The organism is Streptomyces sp. NBC_00096 (assembly GCF_045041305.1).
GTDB lineage: Bacteria > Actinomycetota > Actinomycetes > Streptomycetales > Streptomycetaceae > Streptomyces.
Genome location: NZ_CP108221.1, coordinates 976,413 through 1,001,396 on the forward strand (window position 1 = coordinate 976,413; position 24,984 = coordinate 1,001,396).

The 24,984-nt window shown below is 72.0% G+C and carries 18 protein-coding genes; 13 read left to right on the top strand and 5 right to left on the bottom strand.

What is annotated here, in order from left to right:
* Positions 1-134: 134 nt before the first annotated feature.
* On the bottom strand, positions 135-560 hold the full coding sequence (locus OG904_RS04265; RefSeq protein ID WP_405487507.1) for a hypothetical protein: 426 nt from the start codon (positions 558-560) through the stop codon (positions 135-137).
* A 787-nt stretch (positions 561-1,347) separates the two neighbouring features.
* On the opposite strand from OG904_RS04265, the gene OG904_RS04270 reads away from it, so the two are divergent.
* From OG904_RS04270 to OG904_RS04325, 12 genes are all read left to right on the top strand, one after another.
* Positions 1,348-2,574 (top strand): ATP-binding protein, encoded by a 1,227-nt coding sequence (locus OG904_RS04270; protein ID WP_405487509.1) that lies wholly within the window; start codon positions 1,348-1,350, stop codon positions 2,572-2,574.
* The gene (locus tag OG904_RS04275) at positions 2,571-3,413 is read left to right on the top strand and encodes a roadblock/LC7 domain-containing protein (protein WP_405487511.1); all 843 of its coding nucleotides are present in this window, start codon (positions 2,571-2,573) and stop codon (positions 3,411-3,413) included. Before OG904_RS04270 ends, OG904_RS04275 begins: the two co-directional genes overlap by 4 nt.
* Entirely contained in the window at positions 3,406-3,798 is a 393-nt protein-coding gene (locus tag OG904_RS04280) for a DUF742 domain-containing protein (RefSeq protein ID WP_405487513.1), read from the top strand. The genes OG904_RS04275 and OG904_RS04280 overlap by 8 nt, the downstream gene beginning before the upstream one ends.
* A 3-nt stretch (positions 3,799-3,801) precedes the next feature.
* Positions 3,802-4,362 (top strand): GTP-binding protein, encoded by a 561-nt coding sequence (locus tag OG904_RS04285; RefSeq protein ID WP_405487515.1) that lies wholly within the window; start codon positions 3,802-3,804, stop codon positions 4,360-4,362.
* Between the two features lie 10 nt (positions 4,363-4,372).
* Positions 4,373-5,827 (top strand): cytochrome P450, encoded by a 1,455-nt coding sequence (locus OG904_RS04290; RefSeq protein WP_405487517.1) that lies wholly within the window; start codon positions 4,373-4,375, stop codon positions 5,825-5,827.
* A 113-nt stretch (positions 5,828-5,940) separates the two neighbouring features.
* On the top strand, positions 5,941-7,188 hold the full coding sequence (locus OG904_RS04295; RefSeq protein ID WP_405487519.1) for a cytochrome P450: 1,248 nt from the start codon (positions 5,941-5,943) through the stop codon (positions 7,186-7,188).
* Positions 7,185-8,018 carry an enoyl-CoA hydratase/isomerase family protein gene (locus OG904_RS04300; RefSeq protein WP_405487521.1) on the top strand — a complete coding sequence of 278 codons (834 nt, stop codon included), beginning with the start codon at positions 7,185-7,187 and terminating at the stop codon, positions 8,016-8,018. Before OG904_RS04295 ends, OG904_RS04300 begins: the two co-directional genes overlap by 4 nt.
* A 413-nt stretch (positions 8,019-8,431) precedes the next feature.
* Positions 8,432-9,631, top strand: a complete 1,200-nt coding sequence (locus OG904_RS04305; RefSeq protein ID WP_405487523.1) for a hypothetical protein — start codon at positions 8,432-8,434, stop codon at positions 9,629-9,631.
* Positions 9,632-9,683: 52 nt separating this feature from the next.
* Positions 9,684-10,805, top strand: a complete 1,122-nt coding sequence (locus OG904_RS04310; RefSeq protein WP_405487525.1) for a TDT family transporter — start codon at positions 9,684-9,686, stop codon at positions 10,803-10,805.
* Positions 10,806-10,891: 86 nt separating this feature from the next.
* Complete coding sequence (locus OG904_RS04315; RefSeq protein ID WP_405487527.1) at positions 10,892-12,154, top strand: VWA domain-containing protein; 1,263 nt, start codon at positions 10,892-10,894, stop codon at positions 12,152-12,154.
* Positions 12,154-12,945, top strand: a complete 792-nt coding sequence (locus OG904_RS04320; RefSeq protein WP_405487529.1) for a hypothetical protein — start codon at positions 12,154-12,156, stop codon at positions 12,943-12,945. The genes OG904_RS04315 and OG904_RS04320 overlap by 1 nt, the downstream gene beginning before the upstream one ends.
* Before the next feature lie 220 nt (positions 12,946-13,165).
* Positions 13,166-13,939 (top strand): class I SAM-dependent methyltransferase, encoded by a 774-nt coding sequence (locus OG904_RS04325; RefSeq protein ID WP_405487531.1) that lies wholly within the window; start codon positions 13,166-13,168, stop codon positions 13,937-13,939.
* Positions 13,940-14,038: 99 nt separating this feature from the next.
* Here the strand turns inward: OG904_RS04325 and OG904_RS04330 are convergent, their stop codons facing one another.
* The 4 genes from OG904_RS04330 to OG904_RS04345 all read right to left on the bottom strand — a co-directional run bounded on the left by OG904_RS04330 (position 14,039) and on the right by OG904_RS04345 (position 22,488).
* Entirely contained in the window at positions 14,039-17,869 is a 3,831-nt protein-coding gene (locus OG904_RS04330; RefSeq protein ID WP_405487533.1) for an SAV_2336 N-terminal domain-related protein, read from the bottom strand.
* Entirely contained in the window at positions 17,866-18,948 is a 1,083-nt protein-coding gene (locus OG904_RS04335; RefSeq protein WP_405487535.1) for an AAA family ATPase, read from the bottom strand. Before OG904_RS04335 ends, OG904_RS04330 begins: the two co-directional genes overlap by 4 nt.
* Before the next feature lie 145 nt (positions 18,949-19,093).
* Positions 19,094-21,217, bottom strand: coding sequence for a hypothetical protein (locus OG904_RS04340; protein WP_405487537.1), 2,124 nt, complete (start codon positions 21,215-21,217; stop codon positions 19,094-19,096).
* Positions 21,214-22,488 (bottom strand): hypothetical protein, encoded by a 1,275-nt coding sequence (locus tag OG904_RS04345; protein WP_405487539.1) that lies wholly within the window; start codon positions 22,486-22,488, stop codon positions 21,214-21,216. The genes OG904_RS04340 and OG904_RS04345 overlap by 4 nt, the downstream gene beginning before the upstream one ends.
* 167 nt (positions 22,489-22,655) lie before the next feature.
* Between OG904_RS04345 and OG904_RS04350 the strand changes: the two genes are divergently transcribed.
* Positions 22,656-24,977, top strand: coding sequence for an immune inhibitor A domain-containing protein (locus OG904_RS04350; protein ID WP_405487541.1), 2,322 nt, complete (start codon positions 22,656-22,658; stop codon positions 24,975-24,977).
* Positions 24,978-24,984: the final 7 nt, after the last annotated feature.

Here is a 24,984-nt window from a genome sequence, read left to right on the forward strand (position 1 = left end):
CGGGTTCCCGTAGTCCGACACCAAGTCGGCGATCTTCATCGTCAGGGCGTCGACGCGGTGGCGGTCCTCGCGCTGCTCACGCAGTCGGTGGTGGAGCTCCCGGAGGCCGGCCAGGGCGGCCGGGTCCCGGCGCCTCACCTCGTCGAGCAGCGGCGTGGTGAGGCGGTCCAGGCATTCGATGAGCAGGAGCCGGGTGCGCGGCACAGCTCCGTGGTCACCTCCAGACGGAAGTCCCGGGCTTCGTCCGCGCGCAGACCACCCGGGTGGACGAGAGGTGTGGCGGGAACACGCGCCCAGTCCTCGGCGTCAGCGAACCCGACGGCGATCTGGAACGCGGCCCCGACCAGATTCCGGCCGGCCGGATCGAAGTGGAGTTCGTCGGGCGTGTCCCACAGCCACGGATGGCTCCCGAAGGTGTCCAGGAGGAATCGCTCGCGTTCCTCGACGTTCGCGTACGTCGCGATGGACACGCTGAGGTCCCAAAAATCGAAACGCGGGGTGATGCTCAGGGGATCGCCCGTCACCGTCGCGGTCCATTCGTCGCCGATGGTGAGTTTCATGCGAATGCCACCTCGTCTTGCAACCTCATCTGGCCCGCCCCGCGGGGGCCACGTTGCGGAAGCCGCGTTGCGGGAGCCACGTTGTCGTTCCCGGTAGGAATCCTGCCGCGACTTCCAGACTTCGCAACTCCTCGACTCCGTGGCGCCGTGGCGCCGTCCGGGACGGTGAGCCGGGCGAGGTGTCCGTTGGCGTGCGTGCCGGTCCGGTCCGGTCCGGTCCGGTCCGGTTCGGTCCGGTCCGGTTCGGTCCGGTTCGGTCCGGTCCGGTTCGCTCCGGTCCACTCCGGTCCGGTCCAGGGACTCCGACCGCCCGATGCTCGGCCGCGTCCCGTTCAACTCCTGCCGATGGGGCCCGTCCAGGGTTTGGGCAACGGCGCCTCAGATCGATGTGAGGGATTGCCGTCACTCTCGTGAAGAACTGCTTAACGGATCCTTCGCGAGAGGGGTGGCCGATGGCAGATGCGGAGTCATAAGGCCATGTCAACCCGCTGCCACGACAGCTGGGTTGGGTGTATGCGGAGCCATCCCGGAAGTCTGAGAGGTTGAAGATCCGGTGGTAGCATCCCGGCATCTGTGATCTTGATCCATTTTGACGCAGATGCTGATGTGATCGGCGGCGCGCTCTCCTCGTAACCGCAGGTGAACCGTGCCGATCAGCTGTGTTGCGGGGCCTCGCGAGGTGTATCTGCAGCCGTCCGCATGTCATGCGCCGGGAAAGGTTTCCATGAGTCGAGACGCACTTGTGTGGTGCTTGGTTGCGGTGGCGGCGATAGCCGTTGTCGCGGTCGTGGCACTCGTCGCCCGCAACAGAGCGCTGGGGGCGAAGAAGGAGCACACCGAGGCCGAACTGAGGCACCAGCTGCTCACGGCAGACAGCCACCTGCACTCCTCGCACGCCGAGCTGCAGAGGTTCCGTAACGAGCAGGACGCCACGCTCCGCCAGGCCAAGGAAGCGGCGGAGGAGAACACCAAGGCCGTCCTCAAGGGTGCCGCCAGCCTCCTGCAGAGCCTCGCGGCCGAGCAGACGACGCTTCTGGACGGCATCCAGCGCAAGTACGGCGGACACACCGTCCTCAGCGACCTGTTGGACGTCAACCACGCCAACGCCCAGATGGCGCGCAAGGCTCAGGGCATCGCCGTCATGTGCGGTGCGCCGCTCGGCCGTCGCAACAGGCCCGCCAGCGTCTACGACGTGGTGCGCAGCGCCCAGGGCCAGATCCGCAACTTCCACCGGGTCGCCATCATGCAGCAGACCAGCCTGGCCCTGAAGGCGTCCGCGGTCGCGCCCGTCGCCCTCGCCGTGGCGGAGCTGCTTGACAACGCCGCCAGCTTCTCGCAGCACGACGCACCGATCGAGGTGACGTTCCAGCGCGTCCAGAACAACCTGTGCATCGTCATCGACGACGCCGGTGTCAGCATGAACGACGAAGAGCGGCAGCGGGCGACCGCGCTGCTCTCCGGAGAAGTCGCTCCCCGTCTGTCGCAGCTCGGGTCCCAGCCGAAGTTCGGCTTCCCGGTCATCGGCCTGATCGCGCGTCAGCACGGTTTCAGGGTCGACGTCACCGGAGTCTCCCGGTACGGCGGCGTCAGGGCCGTCGTCCTCTTGCCCGAGGAGCTGTGGACCATGGAGGAGATTCCGCCCGTCCAGGAGGCCCCGGTCAGCGATATCCGGCGCGTCGCCGAGGGCCGGCCCCTGGCGGAGAGCCGGACCCTGGCGGAGGGCCGGACCCTGGTCGAGAGCCGCCCCCAGAGCGAGAACCGGCCCCAGAGCGCGATGTCGCGCACGATGCACGGTCTGCCCAAGCGCGGCGCACGCCAGGCGCCCATCGCGAGCGTCCCCGACCCCAAGACCGAGACCGAGACCGGCACCGGCACCGGCACCACCGCTCCGGCGCCGCGGACCCCGGGGGAAACGGGCCGCGCTTCCGGGCGCAGTCTGGGGGCCTTCCAGCGCGGCACGCTCTCCGGCCGCGACCTTGACGCCACCTCGTTCGAAGGGCCCGAAGAGGCATGACCGCAGACCTGTCGTGGATGCTCGAGGACATCGTGCACAACGTTCCCCGGGCACGGCACGCCGTCCTGCTGTCCGCGGACGGCCTTCCTCGTGGCGCGACGGATGGCCTGGCCGAGAAGGACGTGCGCACCATTTCCGCGGCCATGGCGGGGATGCAGTCGCTCAGCCGGGCGACGGCCCACTTCGCCGGAGCGGAGGAGGACCGGCGGTGGAACCAGACCGTCATCGAGTTCTCGCACGGCTGGATCTTCCTGATCGGGGCAGGGCAGGGCTCCTACCTCGCCGCCGCGGCCGAGGCCGATGTGGACATGCAGCAGATCTCCTTCCGCATGCACCGCCTGGTCGCCCGCCTGGGCAACAACCTCACCTCGCCGCCCCGGGTGAGCGCCGAGGACGCCGGCGGTCCGCGCGGGAGCGCCCCCCGGCAGCGGAGCGCCGGTGGCACGGGATTCGCCCTCGGCGAGCTCGACCAGGTGATGTCCGAGGTCAAGGGTGCCCGCCACGCCGTGCTGCTGGGATCGGACGGCCTTCCCCGCGGGGCGACCACCGGGATGAGCCGCGACCTGGCGGACACGATCTCCGCCGCCATGACGGGAATCCACGCCTACAGCCGGGTCACCTCCCAGTTCGCGGGGGTCATCGAGGACGCGCAATGGCGTCAGACCGTCATCGAGTTCCAGCACGGCTGGATCTTCCTGATGGCGGCCGGCCCCGATGCCTTCCTGGCCGCTGCCGCCGAACACAACTGCGACATAGAACAGTTCACCACGCGTCTGCACGAGGTGGTTCCCAGGCTGACCGCGGCGGCGACACCGGGGAAGGGGACAGGCCATGCCTGATCGGCCCGAACAGGATGAAGAGCTGGAACTAACGTCTCCGTTAGTCCCCCTCTTCGTGATCGCGAACGGACGGGCACTGCCCCCGGACCACGAGTACGAGCACACCACGCTCGTGACGGCGGCGGCGGAGAGCGGACAGGTCGCGGCGCGCACGCTGTCCCCGGAAGCGCGTCAGGTCATGGACCTGGTCGCGGACGGCTTCCTTTCCGTGGCCGAGGTGGCAGGGCACACGCACCTGCCCCTGGGCATCGTCCGCATCCTGCTGGCGCAGTTGGAGGAGGACGGCCTCATCCTCGCGAGGACACCGATACCGCGCGCCGAACGTGTCGACAGAGAACTGGTCAGCGCCGTGCTCGAGGGCCTGAAGAATCGATTCGGAGCGTAACGCGTGTACCTGGATCCAGACGTCTCCCACGCGGTGAAGATCCTCATAGTGGGGCACTTCGGGGTCGGCAAGACCACCTGCATCGGGAGTCTCTCCGAGATCGAGCCCCTGCGGACCGAGGAAGAGATCACCGAAGCCAGCGTGGGCTTCGATGACCTGTCGGGCACACCCGACAAGACGACCACCACCGTCGCCATGGACTTCGGCCGGCTCACCCTCAGCGACACCCTGGTGCTCTACCTCTTCGGAACGCCCGGCCAGGAGCGCTTCAAGGAGATGTGGGAGGAGCTCTCCCGGGGCGCTCTGGGCGCGCTGGTCCTCGTCGATCCGGAGCGACTGCACGAGTCCTTCCCCGTCCTGGACCTCGTGGAGCGTTTCGGCCTGACGTACGCCATTGCCGTGAACCACTTCGAGGGCACCACGCACTACCCGCTCGACGAGGTGCGCGAGGCCCTGAACCTCGCCGCCGAGACCCCGGTCGTGGAGTGCGACGTACGGGACGAGAACTCCTCGGCACAGGCCCTCATCACCCTCGTGAAACACCTCATGTCCCAACTCGGCTAGGAGCGCAGGAATGCATCAGCGACTTGACCCGCAGGAGATACCCCCCGGCTGCCCTGCGCACGGGAACGTCCAGATGTACGGCCCGTCGTTCGGAGCCGACCCCGACAGCCACTACGCACAGCTGCGGTCGTTCGGTCTCAGCGCGCCCGTGGACATCGCCCCCGACGTCCAGGCCGAGCTCGTCACGAGCTACGACGCCGCTCTGTACGTCCTGCAGAACCCCGCCTCCTTCGTGCGCGACTCCCGCCGCTGGAACGCCCTCAACGAAGGGCGCATCCCGGCCGACAGCCCGGCACTGCCCATGATGGGCTACCGCCCCAACGCGCTCTTCAGTGACGGTGCGGCACATGCCCGACTGCGCCGGGCCGTCACCGACAGTCTCGCCACGGTCAACGAGCACCAGCTCATCAGGCAGACACAGCAGTCCGCCAACTACCTGATCAGCCAGTTCAGTACCGACATCCGCGGCCAGGCGGAACTGATGGCCGAGTACGCCCAGCCGCTGCCCCTGCTGGTCTTCAGCGACCTGTTCGGCTGCCCGCCCGAGATCGGCGACCGCGTGATCGCCGGCATCAGCGGCATCTTCGAGGGAACCCCCGGGGCCGACGAGGTGCTCGGCGGGGCGCTCACCGAGCTGATCGACCTCAAGCGGCGGCGCCCGACGGACGACCTGACGACGCGTCTGATGGAGCACCCGGCCCAGCTGAGCGACGAGGAGGTGCTGCACCAGCTCGTCACCCTGCTCTCCGGTGGCACGGCGCCGCTGGCCGCGGCCATCGGCACCAGTAGCGCCCTGTACCTCGGAGAGGACTGGCAGGTCGGCCTCCCGGTCGAGGACGCGGTCTCCCAGACCCTCTGGAACTACGCGCCGATCGCCAACTACGCGGCCCACTACCCGACTCACGACGTCGAGCTCGGCGGCAGGGTGGTCCGGGCCAACGACCCGGTCCTCATCTCGTTCGCCGCGGCCAACACCGACCCGAAGCTGACCGAACACCGTGAACAGCTCAGCGCCAAGGCGCACTTGGCGTTCGGAGCGGGCCCGCACGCCTGCCCCGCCAAGGACCCGGCTTTCATGATCGCCGTAACCGCCGTCGAGGTACTGCTCAACCAGCTCCTCGACGTGGAGCTGCGCGTCCCGTTCAAGGCGCTCACCTGGACGCCGAGTCCGTGGAGCCGCTCGCTGGTCACCCTCCCGATCCGCTTCACCCCGAGGGCCGTTCCCCAGGCAGCCGGAGCAGCCGGGACGGCCGGGACGGCCGGATCGAACGGGGGCCACCAGCCGCTCCAGCAGCAGACGGCCGCCTCCGCACCCTCCAAGGCCGGACCCTCGGGGCTCCCGGGGCTCTCGGGGCTCTCGGGATCCTCGGGATCCTCGGGATCCTCGCGTACGAATGCCGCTGCCGCGCCGCAGTCCAAGGGCGGCCTGTTCAGCCGCTTCCTGGCGTGGACCAGGGGCGAGTGAGGCAAGTGTGACGAATGTGATTCTGGTAACCCCCTGAGTACTCAGTGGTAGTGGGTGCCCTAACGATCATGCGGGTATGCATGGCGGCTGATTCTCAGAAAGGAGCCGCCGTTATGGGGGTTACCGCAATTCCGTCGTACGACCGCCGGGAGTCCGCCTCCCTCTTCTCCCGTCTGCGGACGGGAGAAGGGCAGGCCGACCCCTTTCCGATATACGCCGAACTCCTCTTGCGGGGCGATGCGGTCCCCGCCCCCTGGGGCGGCTTCGCCGTGACGGGCTTCGCCGCCTGCGACCAGGTCCTGCGCAGCCGGCAATGGCTGGAGCCGGACAGGCGATGGCGGGAGCGCCAGGGGCCCGGGACGCGCTGGACCGCGCCCTCCTCACGCGAGATGAGCAACACGCTCGCCGCACTCAACCCACCGGACCACACCAGGGTGCGGCGGGCGGCGGGCACCTTCGACCGGGCCTCGGTGGAGCGCATCGGCCGCAATGTGGGCCGGACCGCGGATCAACTCCTCGACGCCTTCACCGAGCGAATACGCACCGGCGAGGCAGACTTCTCGGAGCTCGTCTGCGAGGAGCTGCCGGTGGCCACCATAGGTGACTGGCTCGGGCTGCCGAAGGCCGACTGGCCCACGCTGCGACAACTGACACACGATCAGGTATTCACCCAGGAGCTGTTGCCGTCTGCCAGCCAACTGGCCCTGTCCGACACGGCGACTGCCGAACTCCGCAGTTATTTCACGGACTTGGTACGGGACCGACGCTCCCACCCCGGCGATGACCCCGTCACCCGGTGGATCCGGACGTGGGACGCGATCGAGCCCGACCGGGACAAGGCCGACGAGGCCGTCTACTTCCTGGTGCTGTTCGTCCTGCTGGCCGCCCTGGAGACCACCGCGACCCTCCTCTCGACGATGACGCTCCGGCTCGTCGAAAGCCCGGAACGCTGGGACATGGTCGCCGGCAACCCGGACCTCGTACCCGGTTTCGTGGAGGAGACGCTCCGCTACGACCCGCCCACCCACGTGATCAGCAGGGTCGCATCACAGGACTCCGTGCTGGGCGGCCTCGAGATCCGCCGCGACGAGATGGTCCACCTCATGATCGGAGCGGCGCACCGGGACCCGGCCAGGCACGCCGACGCGGACCGGTTCGACCCCGAACGCACCCCCGACCACCTCGCGTTCAGCGGCGGCATCCACTACTGCCTCGGCGCCCCGCTGGCCCGCCTCGAAGCCCAGACCCTCCTCCGCCGGCTGATCCGGCGCCTTCCCCGCCTGACCCTCGTACGCCCCCCGTCGATGGCGCCCCGTGTGGCGTTCCGGCGCCTGCTGAACCTGGACGTAGCCCTCGCATGACCGACGCGCCCCCCACTCCCATCCCCGCCCCCACCCCCACGCCCACCCCCACCCCCACGCACGCTCTCGCACCCGCCCGGACCGCTCCCAAGGCGATACGCGCAGAGCAGGACGGCCCCGTACTCCATGTCCGCCTCAACCCCTGGGGACAGGAGGACACGTTGGACGCCGCGGTCCTCGACGACCTCACCAACCTGCTCGACGACCTCCACGAGAGACCCGACATCCGGATCCTGACGCTGTCGTCACTGGGTACGGACTTCTGCCTGGGCGCCGACCGCGACGAGTACCAGGAGGCACTGGCCGCCGACCCGTCCGGAGTGGGCCTGCGGCGCATCGCCGACAAGGCGCACCGCCTGTGCCAGGCCCTGGAGAACACCCACGCGGTCACCATCGCCCGGCTGCACGGGCGGGTCATCGGCGCGGGTCTCGCCCTCGCCGCGTTCTGCGATCTGCGCGCCGGTGCCGACACCAGCCGCTTCCGCATGCCAGAGGTCGGCATAGGGCTGCCGCCGGCGTGGGGCGGGGCGATGGGACGCCTGGTCTCCGAGGCCGGCGTCTCCAGAATTCGCGAACTCATGCTCACCTGCGACGTCTTCGACGCCGCCACGGCCCACCGCATCGGCCTGCTCCACCGGACCGCCCCGCTCGACCAGCTGGACAGGGCGATCGATTCCTGGACCAGGCCCCTGGCCCGACGCTCACCCGAAGCCCTCGTCCTGACCAAACGGATGCTGTCCGGCTACGCCCGGGCGGACAGGACGGCAGACGTCTCCCTCCTCGACTCCCACCTCCTGGCAGCCACCCTCCACCAGCACCCAAAACCCTGACCCCTCCCACCCCGACCCGGGCACCCGGCCCGCCACGGACCAGGCCGGGGACGCAGGACGGCCGCAGACTTCGCGAAGCCGTGCGGATCTCGTAGACCTCGGAGGATCACACCGTGACGGACAGCAGTCCGCCGGTCCTCAAGATCGGCGGGGCGGGGGCCGGTGCGCCGGATGGGTGGCTCCGGGTGCGGGTTTGCGTGGGGGTCGCCAGACTGATCGGGAGGCACGGCACCCGTGCGGGTGGACGAACGCGGGCCCGCGGTCAGCGGGGCTCTGCCGCCGGCCGTGGCCCGGGACGCGGGCTGCCATGCCGCGGTCCACCGAGCTCACCGACGAGACGAGCGCGGAGTCGGCGATGATCGAATTCCACGTATTCAGTGAGCTTCGGGAATTCCCCCGGTCCGTGGCCGCTGATGGCTGACCTACTGGCGGAGGGCCGCCGCAGACTGCTGTCGCCGGCCGTCGCGTGGCTGATCGCGAACCTCGTCACCTGGCTGGTCGCGAAGGCGTCCGTGGCCGGTGATGGGTCCAAGGTGGCCTACTGGTCCACCGGCGGACGCCGACGCTGGGATTCCGAGCACTACCTGTCCATCGCCAAGACCGGCTACGAAATGTTCCGGTGCCGGGAGCGGTACCCGGATTTCCGCGATGTCATGTGCGGGAACGTCGCCTGGTTCCCCGGATACCCCATGGCCGTCCGGGCCATTTCCTCCACCGGGTTCTCCTTTGAGATATCCGCCGTCCTCGTCACCGAAGCGTCGTTGTTCGGCATGTTCGCGGTGTTGTGGTGGCTGCTCGGGTCCCGGCTCACCTGGTCCACCGGACTTACCCTCGCCATTGGCGCGGTATTCCCGGGCGGGGTCTATTTCCACGCGATGTTTCCGGTCGCCGCCGGAACCCTGGCGCTGCTCGTCTGCATCGCCGGAGTGAAGCGCGGGTCGTGGGCGATCGCCGGTGCCGGGGGTTTCGTGGCGACCTCCTGTTACCCCGTCGGCGCCGTCGCCGTCGGCATGCTGCTGCTGAGCGCGTTCTTCGCGTGGCAGGGGGACACGTGGCCGGTGCGGTGCGCGAAGGCCATGTCCTCGGCGGCTCTCGCCGGCTGCGGCATGCTCTGGGCCAGATGGCTCATGTGGCAGGCGACGGACCGCTGGAACGCGTACGAGGTCATCCAGCGGGCCAGCTACGGGCAGGGTGACGTGCGGCAGCCGTTCGACGAGATGGTGAAGTCCTACGCCATCCCGTTCAGCGACTGGTACCGGCCCAAGGGCCACCTGCCGTGGCTGGTGGAGCACGCTCTCGCCGCGCACCGGGTCCAGCTCTGGCTGAACGGTGCGTTCGTCCTGCTCGTACTGGCGACCGCCGCGGTCCTGCTCGTCCGGAACCGTCGGCTCGACGTCGCGGAATGGGCCGCCCTGATCCTGACGGTGGCCGTCTTCTTCCTGCCGTTCGTCGCTGGCGCGGAAATGTCGTGGTACCGGAACCACGCGCAGATGTTCGTCGGGCTCGTACTGGTCGGGCGCATGTCCCGATGGGTTCAGGTGCCACTGCTGGCCTGCTGTTCGGCGCAGTACGCGTTGCTGGGGGCGATGTTCTTCTCCGGGGTGCTGGTGTGAGCCACGCCGGTCCCGAATGGTCGGGCCGGTGGCGGCGGGGCACCGTGGAGGCATGGCTGCATCTGCCCGGACGCGCTCCGCGATCCGCCCCGCGACCGGCTCCAAGGGCTCGCGCGTGCGGCACCTCGGCCCGAACTGGTACGCCAGCGTGATGGGTACCGCCATCGTCGCCAACGCCGGCGTGGCACTCCCCTGGCACGTCCCGGGGATGCGCACGGCGTGCGCCGTGGTCTGGGCCCTGTCCGCGGTGATGCTGGCGGTGCTGCTCCTCACCCGGACGGTCCATTGGGCCCGCCACGGCGACCAGGCGCGCGCCCATCTGCTCGACCCGACGATGGCCCCGTTCTACGGATGCCTCTCCATGGCGCTCCTGGCGGTGGGCGGCGGCACGATGCTGGTCGGGAAGGACTGGATCGGCCCGGGCGCCGCCGTGGCCGTGGACACGGCGCTGTTCACCGCCGGGACGGCGGTCGGGCTGCTCGTCGCGGCCGCCATCCCCTTCCTGATGGCGGCGCGCCACGAGCTGAAGCCGGGCAGTGCCTCCCCCGTGTGGATCCTGCCCGTGGTCGCGCCGATGGTCTCCGCCGCACTCGGACCGCTGCTGGTCCCGCACCTGCCGGCCGGCCAGTGGCAGCAGGCGCTGCTCCTGGGCTGCTACGCGATGTTCGGCCTGAGCCTGCTCGCGACGATGTTCCTGCTCCCCATCGTCTTCGCACGGCTGCTGGCGGGCCCGCGGCTGCCCCTCGCCCTGGCGCCCACGCTCTTCCTGGTGCTCGGCCCGCTGGGGCAGTCCACGACGGCGGTGAACAACTTCGCCGATACCGCACCGCACGTGCTCCCGGCCCCCTACGCCGAGGGCTTCAGGATGCTCGCGGTGCTCTACGGAGTGCCGACGATGGGGTTCGCGCTGCTCTGGTTCGCGCTGGCGTGCGCGGTGGTCCTGCGCGCCCGCCAGCAGGGCATGGGGTTCTCGATGACCTGGTGGGCGCTGACCTTCCCCGTCGGCACCTGCGTCACCGGCGCGGCGGGGCTGGCGCGGCACACCGGACTGACCGCCTGCGCCTGGCTGGCCGGCGGGCTGTACGTGTTCCTCGTACTGGCCTGGCTGACGGCCGGGTTCCACACGCTGCGCGGGCTGTTCGCCGGCACCCTCGCCCCGGCGTCGGCCCCCTAGCCGATCCGGACCTGCCGCTTCCCCGCCGGGGCGCTCCCACGCGGCCCCGGTTTGGTAGGTGCGGGGAACCCCAATACGATCCGGCGATGATCACTAGAAGATGGGTGACGGCCGGTGCCTGCGGCCTGCTCGTCACCCTGGCTGCCGGGTTGTTCCCGGCAGGTGCCGCCGCCGGTGAGCCGGTGGCGAAGGAAGCGCCCAAGGTCGAGTTGGTGCTGGACGTCAGCGGCTCGATGCGCGCCACGGACATTGACGGGCAGTCCCGGATGTCGGCCGCGAAACAGGCGTTCAACGAGGTGCTGGACGCGGTGCCCGACGAGGTGCGGCTCGGGATACGCACCCTCGGCGCCAACTACCCGGGCCAGGACAAGAACCTGGGCTGCAAGGACACCAAGCAGCTCTACCCGGTCGGCCCCCTGAACCGGACCGAGGCCAAGACGGCGGTGGCGACGCTCGCCCCCACCGGATGGACGCCCATCGGGCCGGCGCTGCTCGGGGCCGCCGAGGACCTCAAGGGCGGGGACGCCACCCGGCGGATCGTGCTCATCACCGACGGCGAGGACACCTGCGCCCCGCTCGATCCGTGCGAAGTGGCCCGGGACATCGCCGCCCAGGGGATCCACCTGGTCATCGACACGCTCGGGCTCGTCCCCGACGCCAAGACCCGCAACCAGCTGATCTGCATCGCCGAGGCCACGGGCGGCACTTACACCTCCGTGCAGCACACCGCCGAACTCTCGGGCAGAGTACGGCAATTGGTAGACCGGGCAGCCACTCCGGTGGTCAATCCGGTCGCAGCCGAGGGCGCCAAGCAGTGCGCGGGAGCACCGGAGTTGAAGCCGGGTCTCTACAGCGACCGCGAGAGCTTCGGGGAGCACCGCTGGTACCGGGTCTCCGTACCGCCCGGCCGGGAGCTGCGCGCCTCGGTGAGCATCGGGGCCGACCGCGCGGTGAACAACGACTACGGCATCCTGCTGCGCGCCACGACACAGAGCGGGCGGGAGATCGTACGCGGTCAGGAGGCCGGTGACGGGCGTACCGATCTGATCTCGTCCGGGCTGCGCTATCCGAAGGCCGGGAGCGGGGACGACGAGGAGCCCGCGGAGATCGTGTGCCTGCAGGTCAGCAACTCCTTCTCGGCGCCCGCCTCCGTCAAGACCACCCCGGGCATGCCCGTGGAGCTGACCATCGACGTGGTGGAGGGCCCGGACCGGGCCACCGACGTGGCCGCCTTCGGCCTCGGGCGCGGCTGGTGGCTGCTCGGCGTGCTGGTGCTCACCGGTTTCCTGGCCGGTCTGGTGTGGGGCTGGGTCTCCCGCTGGCGTATCGCGGTCTGGAGGACCAACTGATGAGTGCCCTGAGACGTGAACGACGATCCGTACGGCGCCTGCTGACCGCCGCCCTGCTCGTGGGCGGCGGCCTGCTCGGCGTGGCGGCCTCGCCGGCTCCGAGCCCGAGCGGCAGCGCGGGCGCCGGGGGACCGACCGAGGCCGGCACGGCCTTCCGCACCGCCACGCCGGTCCGGTTGGGCCAGGAGGCCACGGCCGACGCCTCCACCGGTGACTACCTCTACTGGGTGCTCCCCCTGGACTCCGGGCAGCGCGCCACCGTCCGGGCCTCGGTCACCCTGCCCGCCGCGACCGGCCGCCATTCCTCCTCCACGTGGCAGCTCGACGTCTACGACGGCCTGCGCCGCCGCCAGCCCTGCACGTACGGGACGCAGACCGGTACGGCCGCCAAGGACGCCGCCACCGTCGACCTGTCCTGCACCCTGCGCCCGGTCCGTTCGGGCGCCGACCAGTGGGCCAACGACCCCCTGCCCGGCGCCTATTACGTCCGGCTCACGGTCACCGACCTGGCGCCGGAGGACCTCGGCCAGCCGGTACGGGCGCGCCTGCGGGCCGAGTCCACGGACGTCGGCGGCGCGTACGCGGCCGACGACGCCCTGGCCGTACCGCTCGTCCCGGCCGCCGGTACGGCCTCCGGCATCGCGCCGGCCGACGGCTGGTCCGGCACTTGGTGGTCCGACCGGTGGCTCTGGACTGCGGCCGGCGGACTGCTCGCCGCTCTCGCGGGCATCGGCGGCCACCGCCTGACCCGCGGTGCGGGACGCCCGGTGCGGGTACCGCCCACCGCCTGACCCCGGCTCTCCTCCCGGGTGCGGGGCCGGCCGGTGGCCGGTCCCGCACCCGGGGGTTCAGGTGGGCGCCGGTTCGCGCGTGCCGCAGTTCGCGTACGCACCAGTTCGTGTATGCGCCAGTTCGTGTATGCACCATGCTCCGGATCCGTTGCTTCCCCCCCGGATCCGTCGAGATGATGCGCCTTGATCCGCATCCGGGATCCGCGTCTGGGGGCTGCGCATGGACAACGGTGAGGTACGGGGCGACCAGTACGACGACGAGTCGGAGGACTACGTCGCCTACTGGCAGGGGCGCGACTACGAACACGCGGCGGAGATAGCCGCGGTCAAACGGCTGATCGCCCGCGGCGACGGCACCCGGTACGGGCTCGTCTGCGAAGTGGGGGGCGGCTTCGGGCGGTTGAGCCCGGTCCTGAAGGAGTACGCGGACCGGGTCATGATGTTCGACCCGAGCGCGAAGCACGTCGGCATCGCCGAGCGGCTGCTGGCCGGTCATCCCGGGGTCACGGCGCACCTCATGCACCCCGGGCACCTGCCGCTGGACGACGGATCGGTCGATCTCGTCTCCATGGTGCGCGTCATGCACCACCTGCCCGACCCCGGCTCCACGCTGCGCGAGATCGCGCGCGTGCTGAAGCCCGGCGCCCGCGCCCTGATCGAAGTGGCCAACTCCGCGCACATGCTGAACAAGCTGCGCTACGCGAAGCGGCTGCGCGGCGTTCCGCGCGGGCCGGTGGACATCCGCTCCGCCGAGAAGGTCGCCGAGGGCAGCATCCCCTTCGTCAACCACCATCCCGACACCGTCGTACGGCAGTTCACCGAAGCCGGGCTGCGCGTCGAGGACAAGCTCTCGGTGTCCAACATGCGCAGCGGCCGGCTGAAGCGGAGCGTGGGCGAGGAACGCCTGCTGGCCGTCGAGCAGCGGGTGCAGAGCCCGCTGGCCGCCCTCAACTTCGGCCCCAGCCTGTTCTTCCTGCTCCGCCGGAGCGGCTGAGCCGCCGGAGCGGCGGGCCGGTCACAGCCCGGGAGCGGCGCCGCTCCCGGCGCCGCCATCGGGCCGGTCCTCGGGCCGGTAGTCGGGCCGGTAGTCGGGTCAGTCTTCGGGCCGGTCCTCGGGTCCGCCCGTACGGAACGTCGCCGCGCCCGACGGCGGCAGCAGCGGCCGCCACGGACCGGGGAGCCCCGCGGGATCCGCGAAGGTCGTGTTCGTGAACTCGCCGTATTCCGCGAAGTCGGCCCCGGCGAAGGTCGCCCGGCCCGCGAAGACCGTCCCCTTGAAGAGTGCCGGGGCGCCGAAGGTGGCGTGGTCGAAGGAGGTCCGGCCCTCGAAGCGGACCTGGTCGAACAGGAGCTCGGCGCCCCATACGGTGGACGCGAAGGAGGCGGGCCCCAGGAAGGTGGTCCACCTCCACTCGCTGCGGCCGTGGAAGACCGCGTGCGAGAGGTCGGCCGCACCCCGCACCCGCATCCGACTCATCCGTGCCCTGTCCCACACTTCGGCCCGGGCCATGTCGAGACCCTGGGCGAACACCGCCTCCGTGAAGCCCGCGTTGCCACCGAAGTCCGCCCTGATGAAACGCGCTTCACGGTCGAACACCCCGCTGTCGAAGGTCGCACCACGCCGGAAGACGGTCCGCCCGAAGGAGGCGCTCCCCTTGAAGTGGACCGCGTCGAACACCGCCTGACCTTCGAAGACGGCCCGGTCGAAGGAGGCGCGGCCCTCGAACTCACCACCCACCGCCGCCCAGTCCTCGGCGAGACGTGCGCGGTCGAACAGCGCGCGCCGCATCCGTACGTGCCCCGTCTGCGGGTCGCGCATCGCCGCCAGCAGGCGTTCGAGCAGCCCGCCGGCGAAGGTGGTGCCCCGCAGGTCCACGTCCGAACCCGGCCGCAGTGTCCCGAGGTACGCCTCCTGGTCCGAAGCCGTCAGATGCGCCAGGCAGCGCCGGCGGTCCGGCAGGCGAATGCCGGTGCACCCGCCCGGCCCCGCCGTCGTGCTCGCGTGGCCGCACCGCGGCCAGTCGACGGCCAGGTCGGCGACCGGGTCGTCGATCCTCAGCTCGGCATCGATCAAGGCCCGCCCGACCTCGACGGCTCCCCCGGCACAGATCCAGCCCTGCGGCTCCCGGTCCCGGTCCTGGTCCCCGCCCCGGTCCGCCTCCTGGCCCTGGTCCGGGCGCGCGTCCTGGCCCTCGTCCTGGTCGGCGTCCTCGTCCTGGTCCAGATCCGCGTCCGCGTACAGGCCCAGGTCCACGTCAGCGTCCGCGTACAGCGGTTCGAGCGCGAGGGATCCCAGCTCGCTGACGTCACCCAGCGAGACGCCCGTCACGGGGAGGACCGCCCCCGGCACTCGGGCCCCGTTCAGCCGCTCGGTGATCTCCGCGCGGCGGACCAGCCCCAGGGCCTCGTCCGCCGCCGGACCGTGCAACCCTTCCCCGTCCACCGTGAACGCGCCCCCGGACACGGCCACCGCCAGGGCGACTTCCCACTCGCCCGCGCCCGCGCGCAGCCGTGACAGGGCGGCGGGAAGCGCGGACAGCAGCAGCCCCGCCTTCCCCAGAGCGCCCGGGTCGGCCAGCACCGCGATGTGCAGGCCTTCCTCGTGCGCGGCCACCACCCCGCTCACCCCGGAGTCCGCCATGGCCTCCATGAGGAGCTCGTCGACCGCCTCTCCCAGGCTCCAGCCGATCGGCCCCGTGAACAGGTGGGGCCGTACCGCCAGGCAGACCCCGGACTCATCGGCGCGCCGGCGTGCGTGCGTGGCCATGACCTCGCGGAAGCCCGGCTGTTCGCGCAGCGCCTGTCCCGTCAGGAACACCATCCGGTCCGTGAGCACCGTGTGCACGATGCCGGCCAGCCGGCCGTCACGGGAGACCGGGGAGCCCGCGTAGAGGGTCCAGACCTCCGGTTCCGCGGAGAGCTGGACGAGCTCCCCGTTGCGCTCCCCGTCGTACGGGAGGACTTCGCCGGTCAGCGCCGTCGGCTCGCCCTGATCGGTGGAACCGTCCACGACGAGGTGCTCCCCCGGTGCGGCGAACCCCTCCGCCCAGTCCGGCTCCGTCCAGTCCGCCGGGTTCACGAGGTCCACCTCGGACACCAGCAGGAGCACCTGGGGCGCCGCCCCGTCCCCCCACGCCGGGTAGCAGAGGTGCTCCTGGTCCCCGACGCGGACCCAGGCGACCGCGTTCGTACGCGGGCTCTGTGCTGCCTCACCGACCGTCAGGACCAGCCGGGGCGACAGCAGTACGCCGACTGCCTGCGACTCCCGCTGCGGCTCGAAGCGCACCCGTACCACCAGATCGGCAAGCCCCCCGCCGGGCCCGGATGACGCGGCGAACGGCATGGCTTCGGGGGGCAGTTCGCGGCGTCCCCCGCCCCGGGGCGTGAGGCGGATCGCCGTGAAGTCCCGGCCGGTGCCGCGGTTGCGGGACATGTACTCCCACACGCGCCGCCGCACCAGCTCCCGTACGGCGGCCACGTCACCGCGCAGCTGCGATCCGAGCAGTGCTTCGCGCACGCCCGGAAGGAACTCGAACTGTGCGTGCTCCGCATCCTGTTCGCCCTCCCAGTTCTCGAACAGGCCGCCCAGCGCCACCTCCGCGAGGTGGCTGTGCTCGGACTCCCGCAGCAGGGAGCGGCGTACCAGGGTCATCACGGGCAGCGTGAGCGGTACGGCCGCCAGGTGGCCGGCCAGGCGCTGGGCGGTCGGGGAGGCGCTCGCCCGGAAGCGCTCCACCACCTCCAGCGGGTCCGGGAAGGGCTTCGGGGCCTCCGGCGTGGCGTACGCCGCTTCGCGCGCCGGCTCCGTGTCCAGGCGCAGGCAGGCCAGACGCCGCCAGCGGCCGTCGCCGGACACCACCCGCACCAGGCGGGCCAGGCTCCCCGAAGCGAGGCCGACGACCGGGATCACCGCCCCGCCCCCGCGCGCCCGCCGGGCCATCGGGACCCGCTGCCAGGAGCGGGTGGCGGCCGCGGGACGGTCCGCGCGCACGGCGAAGGGGACCGGCCGGACCGCGCCGCGCGTCCAGAGCCGTTCGGGCAGGACGTTCAGTACGGCCACGGCGTTGTGCGCCGACCACTGGCGGAGCACCGCGCGCAGGGGTGCTTCGCGCCAGCCGCCGGCCACGGTGTCGGAGAGGACCAGGATCAGCCGGCGGCCCGCCGGGTCGGCCAGCTCGAGGGGGTTGCGGGGCGCGCTGTCCCGGCCCTGCGTGATCAGCGGGGTGGAGCCGGGGCCGGTGCCCGTGAGCCGCCAGGTCCGCACGTCGCGGAAGACCCCGCTGCGGGTGAGGACCCCGCGCACCTCCTCCACCAGATCGGCCCAGAGCAGCATCGAGTGGTGCGCGTCGACGACCAGGGCCACGTCCAGCCAGCGGCTTTCGGCGGGGCGCAGGACCGGGGTGAGCACCATGCGCTCGATGCTGCGTTCCACGGTGAGCTGTTCGTCGAGCTCCTCCCCCGGGCCGCCGATGTTGCGGCGGCCGACGGGGCGCAGGGCGCGCATCAGGGCGAGCGGGTCGTCGAGCGAGGCGGCCCTCGGCAGGCGCAGCGGGGTGCCGCGGCGCCGGGCCGGCGCGGCCCCGGGCGGCGCGGCCCCGCCGGCCCGGGCGGCGGGGTCGGCCTGGTCCGGCGGGCCGCCGGGGTCCCGTCCGGGCGCCGGGAAGTACTGGACGCCCGGCCGCGCACCGGCCCGGCCGGCCCGGCCCTCACCCGGTGACTGCGTTGCGAGGTCGACCGGTTCGGCGCCCGGAGGCGGCTCCGGTGCGGCCGGGGGTGCCCCGGTGGGCTCCTGGAGGTGCTCGCGGCCCGCGTCCACCCGGGTCGCGAGCCACAGGATGTCGGCGATCTCCTCCGCCCCCACTCCGGAGGGCGGACCGCCGTCCTCACCGCCCTCGGCCAGGGCGGCGAGGAGCCGCTCGATCACGCGGAGGGCCCGGTGAGGTGGTGCATGACGGTGGCGAGGAAGCGGTCGCGGTCCCCGGGGGCGGACCAGGCGCCCGCCAGGCGGAGCTGGATGGCGTTGAGCAGCTGGTCGGTGGCGAGGTCCCCGTCTTCGGCGCGTTCGAGGAAGCTCTGGACGAGCTCGCGGTACTCCTCGCTGTTCTCGATGTCCACGCCGAGCCGGCCGCGCACGATGCGGGCGAGCTTGTCGGGGCCGGGCGGGTCCAGGTGGAGGCGGACGCAGCGGCGCAGGAAGGCGGGCGGGAAATCGCGTTCGCCGTTGCTGGTGAGGACGACGATCGGGAAGTACCGGCACTGGACCCGGCCCTGGGAGATCCGGACGACGGCGTCCGTGTCGTCCTCGGTGCCGATGGCGACGGTGGGGGCCTCCTTGGCGAGCCGGGCCAGTTCGGGGATCGCGAAGCCGCCGTCCTCGAACACGGTGAGGAGGTCGCCGGGGAGGTCGATGTCGCTCTTGTCGATCTCGTCGACGAGCAGCACGCGCGGGCGGTCCTGGGGCAGGAGCGCGGTGCCGAGCGGGCCCAGGCGCAGGTAGCGGGCGATGGACGGGTCCTCACCGGCCGCGGCCGCGGCCCCCGGGAGGGCGGCGGCGCCCGGCGCGCCGGGCGTGCGCAGCTGCTCCAGTCCCGCCTCCTGGAGCCGGCCGATCGCGTCGTACAGGTAGAGGCCGTCGCGCAGGACGGTCCGGCTGGTGACCGGCCAGTGCAGTACGGGGCCCAGGTCCAGGTCGGAGGCGATGCTGTAGGCGAGCGTGGATTTGCCGACGCCGGGTTTTCCGGTGATCAGGAGCGGCCTGCGCAGGTGCAGGGCCGTGTTGACCACGTCCTTCTCCGGCTCGTCGGGTACGTAGCCCTCGCCGCGCCGCCAGGTGCGTTCCCAGGCGGGCCCCTCACGGCCGGGAGGGGCGTACCCCGGGTCGGGGGTGCCCATGAAATCGCGCCAGGGCGGTGGCGGTCCGGCCTCCAGCCTGGTCCGGCGCTCGGCGGCCTCGCCGGTCCCGTGGTACAGCCACCAGTCCTTCACCACTGCCTCTGCCTCCATCGTCGGTGTCACGGCCTGCCGCCGTGCTCGGTCGTCGGGATCGGGATCGGGATGGGTGTCGGGACGGGAGTCGGGACGGGAGTCGGAATAGGTGTCGGGATGGATGTCGGGGCCGGTGTCCGGAAGCGGTGTCCGGGGAGCGGGTTCAAGCCAGGGACCGGAGGGTGAGCGTGTCGTCGGGATCGTCCCACAAGAGAACCAACCGGTCTCCCCCCATGGCCTGTTGCCGATTGCCGTCGGGGGCGCCCGCAGCCGCGACGGCGGCCGCCCGGCGCACCTCCCGCACCCGGGCGGGCAGCGCGAGCACGTCGAGTGCGCCGGGGTCGGGTCGCCCGTCGTCACCGGCGGGCGCGAGCAGATCGGCCGGCGCGGGCGGACCTGCCGGTGCGCTCGGACCGGCAGGTGCGGACTCACCAGGCGGCGCGGGCTGACCGGCCGGCCCGCCGGGGCGGCGCCAGACCGCCACCGGTACGCCGCCCTCCAGCACCGCCTCCACCACCGCTCCCGTCCGTGCCCCCGAGCGCGTGTGCGCCAGTACGCACGCGGGCGCCGGCCCCGCGCCCAGTTCCATGCCGAGCCCGTCGCCCACCTCCGCGTCGGCCACCACCCGGACCGCATCGGCGTGCCGTCCGCCCTGGGCCCACAGCCAGCGCCATTTGCCGCGCCATTCCGCGCCGGTGTCCTCGCGTTCCTGCGGGCAGCGCACCACCACCTGGTAGAGCACGCCCAGGGCCCGGGTCCGCCCGCCCGGGCCGCGCGGGACGGGCCATTGGTCGAAGTCCAGGTCCAGCAGCTCGTACGGCACGTGGAACTCGATCCGCTCCACCGCCCCGGACGGCCGCCCGGCCTCCGCTCCGGCCCCCAGCAGTCTTCCCAGCAGCCCGAGTTGGCGGACGAGCTGGTCCCGGATCACCTCCAGCCGCACCGGTTCCCCCTCCGACTCCCAGATGTGCTCGGTGGCCTCCCGGCGCAGCCACATCCGGGCCAGGAATCCCTCTTCCCCGCCCGGCGGCGACTCCAGCCGCACGTGCAGGGCCGTTCTGCGGGGCGGCGGGGGCGGGGGCGGCAGCGCGGGCAGGGCCAGGCGCTCCCGGGTGGCGCGCACCCAGTCGCGCAGCCGGGCCGCCCAGCGCTCCTCGCCCGGCGCGGCCCGCTCTCCGAGGAAGCGTACGAAGGGCACCGCGAGCGGCATCCCGCCCGGGCCGCCGTGCCGCTCGTCGAGGTCCTGGACCACCTCCAGCAGGCTGTCGCCGGGCAGGCCGCCCTGGACGGGCGCCGCGCAGCCGGTGGCCTTGAAGGCCCACAGGTACGCCTCGTAGGCGCATCGCGGCAGGTCGCGGTCCTCGAAGAGCTCTCCGAGTCCGTCCCAGGCGCTCTGGTCGAGGCGGACCGCGCGCGGCGGCAGCGCCCCGGGCAGGTCGTCGTCGAGGAAGGAGGAGGCGTCCCAGTCCCGGTCGACGACGAACTGCGGGAGCTGCCAGCCCTCTCCGCGCTCGCGCAGGTCCCGGAAGGTGCGGTGGATGGAGCGGGCGGTGTCGGCGAGACCGGCGACGGCCTCGCGCACCGAGCGTTCGCCGAGCTCCCCGAGCAGCTCTTCGGTGAAGCGGCCCGCACCGCGCTCGGCGTCGTTCTTCGCGGCCTCGCCCTCGCGGGAGGCGTAGAGCCGGAACTGCCGCCGCCCCGGGACGGCGTTGCCGGCACCGTAGTTGACGGTGCCGAAGTTCCACCGGGCGTCGCGGGGGGCGTCGACCCGGCAGGCGTCCACCAGGGCCGCCTGGAGCGGGAAGCGGCGGTTCTTGACGTAGTCGGTGCGCCACCAGCGCAGCGCGGAGTCGAGGTTGAGGTGGCGGATCTGGCCGGGGTGGGCGTCGGCGCAGGGCAGCATCAGTTCACCGCCGTTCGGCGCCACGTAGCCGTGTCCGGCCCAGAAGATCAGCAGTAAGTCGCCGTCGCAGGCGGGGAGTTCGTTCAGGAGCACTGATTTCACGTTCTCCTCGGTCGCCGGCCGGTGCGTGGCGCGCAGGGCCTCCAGCCCCTCGGAGGCCGACCAGTCGAGCGTGTCCGGATCGTCGAGCGGGGAGAGCAGCAGCCGTACGTGGCCCGGCGGTACCTCTCCGGGGCCGGTCAGCCAGTGGGCGAACCGCAGCGCGTCGCGGGCCGGTCCGCGCAGGTTCCACCGGTGGCTGATGGCATAGCTCTCGACCCCGGCGACGAGCGCGAAGGTGCGCCGGGGCCCCAGGGTCGGGGGCAGGAAGCCGGAGGGACTCACCCGATCTCCGCTTCGGCCACCGCCTGTTCGATGCGTGCGTAGAGGGAGTCCTGTTTCCAGTAGGCGCTGTGGCACGCGGGGAAGGGCTGGCGGCTGCCGATCTCCTGGTCGCTGACGCGCGGATCGCCGGGGAAGACGGGCTCGGCGAGGTACGAGAGCACGTCCTGACGGTCGTAGACGTTGAGCCAGTGCGGAAAGCCGTACGGGAGCTTGGTGCCCGGGGCCATCCCGGCCAGTGCGCCCAGTTCGTGGAGGAAGGGGGCCTGCGAGCCCACGGTGACGAGCAGTTCGACGCCGGGGACGGGCTCGCCGCGCGCGGCCCCGAGCGCGAGGAGGTCCACGAGGGCGATGCCCCCGAGGCTGTGGCCGATGAGTACGGTCGGCCCCGGCTCGGCGGTGATCCGCTCGTGCAGGAACGCGCGGAGTCCGCCGCCCCGGGCCTGGTAGCGCAGGATGTCGCCGAGGGCCGGGGTGGCGCCGACGGTGAGGGAGCCGCGCCAGGCGTTGAGCAGCGGCTGGGTGGTGACGCGCATCGCGAGGCGGCCGAGGACCGCGGCGGCGCGGGCGCCGGGGACCCGGGCCTCGCCGCCGAGGCGGGTGGTGAGCAGTTCGACGAGGCGGTCGCGTTCGGCTCCGGTGCAGTCGGCCTCGGCGCCGGCCGAGGCGAGCGCGGCGGCGGTGACGGCGCGGGCGAGGGCGAGGGCCAGTTCCCGGGCCTGCGGCTGCTCGGTGGCGCGGGCCCCGGCGCGGGCGGCTTCGGCGGAGCGGGCGACGGTTTCCAGGGCGGCGGGGAATCCGGCGGCCAGGCCGGTACCGAGCAGCAGCGCGGCCTGTTCACCGCCGTCGGGGACCCCGGTCACCGCGGCGAGCAGCTCCAGCACCCCGTCCCCGGCGGACCGGACGCCGGGCATGGCGAAGCCGCCGTCGCCGTAGTCGCCGTAGTCCCCGTGGTCACCGTCACCGGACCCGGTGTCCCAGCCGGCTTCCGCCAGTACCCGCAGCTCGCACAGCGGGTCGGCGATCAGCAGTCCCCACTCGGCGGTCCCGTCGTCCTCCGGGCCGGGCCCGTCACCGGAGTCGCCTGCGGGGGTGCGCAGTCCGGGCACCGAACGGCCCTGGGCGCTGAGGGTGGCTCCGTACCGCTCCCCCCAGAAGCAGAAGTCGACGCTCGCGCCGGGAAACCGGTCGGTCAGCCGGTCCCGGACCAGCGCGAAGAGCGTGTCGTGCCGCTCGCGCCGCACCCCCGTGCCGTGCACAAACAGAAATCGCATCGCGGCTCCGCCCCCTCGCACAGTCGTCCCCGCTCGGCACGATAGCGCCGAGCGGCGAACAGGGTCCGTGGAACGTCGAGTTCGGAAGATCCGACTCCTATCAATCACCTGTGACATGTGAAATATTACTCCCGCTCCGACCGGAACTCCCAGAAAGGTCAGCTACCTTGCGCAGACTCGCTGCGGTGGGAGCGGCGATATCCCTCGCCCTCCTCGCCGCCCCCGCGTTCGCCGCCACCGCACCCCCGATCCCGCCCCTCTCCGGGCAGCAGCAGGCCGAGCAGGCGGCCGCCCCGCCGCCCGCACCCCTGGAACTCCAGCGCCAGGCCCTGCGCCGCCAGGCCCTCGAAGAAGTCGCGGCCGGCCGCCCCGACGGCCTGCGGGCCGAGGCCGACGGCACGCTCCCGCGCCTCGCCAAGGTCGGCAAGCGGTATGTCGAGCTGGCCCAGGAGCGCAAGGACAAGGTCTTCGTGATCCTCGCCGAGTTCGGCGACCAGGTGGACAACACCACGGAGTTCGAGGGCAAGCCGCGCTTCGGCGGGACCCCGGGCCCGCTGCACAACACGATCGGCGAGCCGGCCAAGGACGACAACCACACCCTGTGGCGCAAGGACTTCGACCGGGCCTCCTACCAGAAGCAGTTCTTCTCCACCGACCCGCAGTCGGCGTCCATGCGCGCCTACTACCGGCTCCAGTCCTCCGGTCGCTACGACATGGACGGCACGGTGACCGACTGGGTCAAGCTCCCCTGGAACGAAGCCCGTTACGGCACCGACCACTGTTCCGAGTCCGGCCAGTGCCAGACCAACTGGGACATGATCCGCGACGCCACGACCGCCTGGTACGACTCCGAGCGCGCGAAGGGCCGTACGCCCGGGCAGATCAAGGCACAGCTCGCCGAGTACGACGTGTGGGACCGCTACGACGCCGACCACGACGGCAACTTCGACGAGCCGGACGGCTACCTCGACCACCTCGTCGTCGTGCACGCGGGCAAGGACGGGACCTGGGGCGGGGGTGCGCAGGGCAAGGACGCCGTGTGGGCGCACCGCTGGTTCGCCTACTGGAACCAGGCCGGCAGCGCGGGACCCGCCGGCAACAAGGCCGGCGGCACCCCGGTGGGCGACACCGGCATCTGGGCCGGCGACTACCTGACCGGCGGCGAGAACAGCGGAGCGGGCCTCTTCGCACACGAGTTCGGGCACGATCTGGGCCTGCCGGACCTGTACAGCTCGGACGGGGACAACGGCGTCAACTTCTGGTCGCTGATGTCCTCGGCGTCCTACCTCGGCAAGGGCCGCAACTCCACCGGCGAGTTCCCGGGCGACCTGGACCCGTGGAGCAAGCTGCAGCTGGGCTGGCTCCAGTACACGGAGGCCGACGCGGGCCGCACGACGCGGGCGACGCTCGGGGTGTCCGGCTACAACACCGAGGATCCACAAGCCCTGTTGGTGCACCTGCCGCCGTCGGTGACCACGACCGAGCTGGCCGACCCGTACGAGGGCGCCAGTCAGTGGTGGAGCGGTACCGGCGACTTCATGGACAACACGCTGTCCCGCACGCTCGACCTCACGGGGATCCCGGCCGGGACGGACGCCCGGCTGGACGCCCGCGCCTGGTACGACATCGAGCAGGACTTCGACTACCTGACGGTGGAAGCCTCCACGGACGGCGGGGCCGCGTGGACGGCGCTCCCGGGCACCGTGAACGACGCGCCGATCGGGGCGAAGGGGATCACCGGCACCTCGGCGGGCTGGGCGCGGCTGTCGGTTCCGCTGACCCGGTACGCGGGCACCTCGGTCCAGTTGAGGCTGCGCGTCACCTCGGACAGCAACACCCACGGCAAGGGCGTGGCCTTCGACGACATCCGGGTCACGGCCGGCGAGGGTCGGGAGCTGCTGCGCGACGGCGCGGAGCAGGGCGCGAACGGCTGGACGGCGGTCAAGTGGTCGCGCACCGAGGGCCGTACCGGCAGCGAGCAGCACCCGCGCGCGTACTTCGTGGAGAACCGGCGCTACACCGGCTACGGCAGCCTGCTGAAGACCGGCCCGTACAACTTCGGGTTCACGGGCGACAAGGTGGAGTTCTTCCCGTACCAGCAGGGCGTGCTGATCTGGCTCTGGGACACGGCGTACAGCGACAACACCACCAAGGCGCACCCGGGCGGCGGTCTGCTGCTGCCGGTCGATTCCCGGCCGGAGCCGCTGAAGTACGCGGACGGCGGCCTGCTCAACGCCCGCGCGCAGACCTTCGACGCGACCTTCTCGCTCGGGAGGAGCGACCGGGTCGTCCTGCACAAGGCGGGCGCCCCGACGGTGATCCCGGCCCGGCCGGGGGTGGCGGTCTTCGACGACCGCCACGGGTCCTACTGGAACGCGGAGTTGCCGCAGCTCGGGGTCAAGGTGCCGGACACCGGGACCCGGATCGCGGTGGTGAAGGAGGCTTCGGGCGGGGCGGTGACGACGGTGCAGCTGACTCCGTCGAAGTAGACCTCCG

Coding starts and splice junctions, on each gene's coding strand:
- OG904_RS04265 (WP_405487507.1), bottom strand. CDS start 560: ATGAAACTCACCATCGGCGACGAATGGACCGCGACGGTGACGGGCGAT.
- OG904_RS04275 (WP_405487511.1), top strand. CDS start 2,571: ATGACCGCAGACCTGTCGTGGATGCTCGAGGACATCGTGCACAACGTT.
- OG904_RS04280 (WP_405487513.1), top strand. CDS start 3,406: ATGCCTGATCGGCCCGAACAGGATGAAGAGCTGGAACTAACGTCTCCG.
- OG904_RS04290 (WP_405487517.1), top strand. CDS start 4,373: ATGCATCAGCGACTTGACCCGCAGGAGATACCCCCCGGCTGCCCTGCG.
- OG904_RS04295 (WP_405487519.1), top strand. CDS start 5,941: ATGGGGGTTACCGCAATTCCGTCGTACGACCGCCGGGAGTCCGCCTCC.
- OG904_RS04300 (WP_405487521.1), top strand. CDS start 7,185: ATGACCGACGCGCCCCCCACTCCCATCCCCGCCCCCACCCCCACGCCC.
- OG904_RS04305 (WP_405487523.1), top strand. CDS start 8,432: ATGGCTGACCTACTGGCGGAGGGCCGCCGCAGACTGCTGTCGCCGGCC.
- OG904_RS04310 (WP_405487525.1), top strand. CDS start 9,684: ATGGCTGCATCTGCCCGGACGCGCTCCGCGATCCGCCCCGCGACCGGC.
- OG904_RS04315 (WP_405487527.1), top strand. CDS start 10,892: ATGATCACTAGAAGATGGGTGACGGCCGGTGCCTGCGGCCTGCTCGTC.
- OG904_RS04320 (WP_405487529.1), top strand. CDS start 12,154: ATGAGTGCCCTGAGACGTGAACGACGATCCGTACGGCGCCTGCTGACC.
- OG904_RS04325 (WP_405487531.1), top strand. CDS start 13,166: ATGGACAACGGTGAGGTACGGGGCGACCAGTACGACGACGAGTCGGAG.
- OG904_RS04335 (WP_405487535.1), bottom strand. CDS start 18,948: ATGGAGGCAGAGGCAGTGGTGAAGGACTGGTGGCTGTACCACGGGACC.
- OG904_RS04345 (WP_405487539.1), bottom strand. CDS start 22,488: ATGCGATTTCTGTTTGTGCACGGCACGGGGGTGCGGCGCGAGCGGCAC.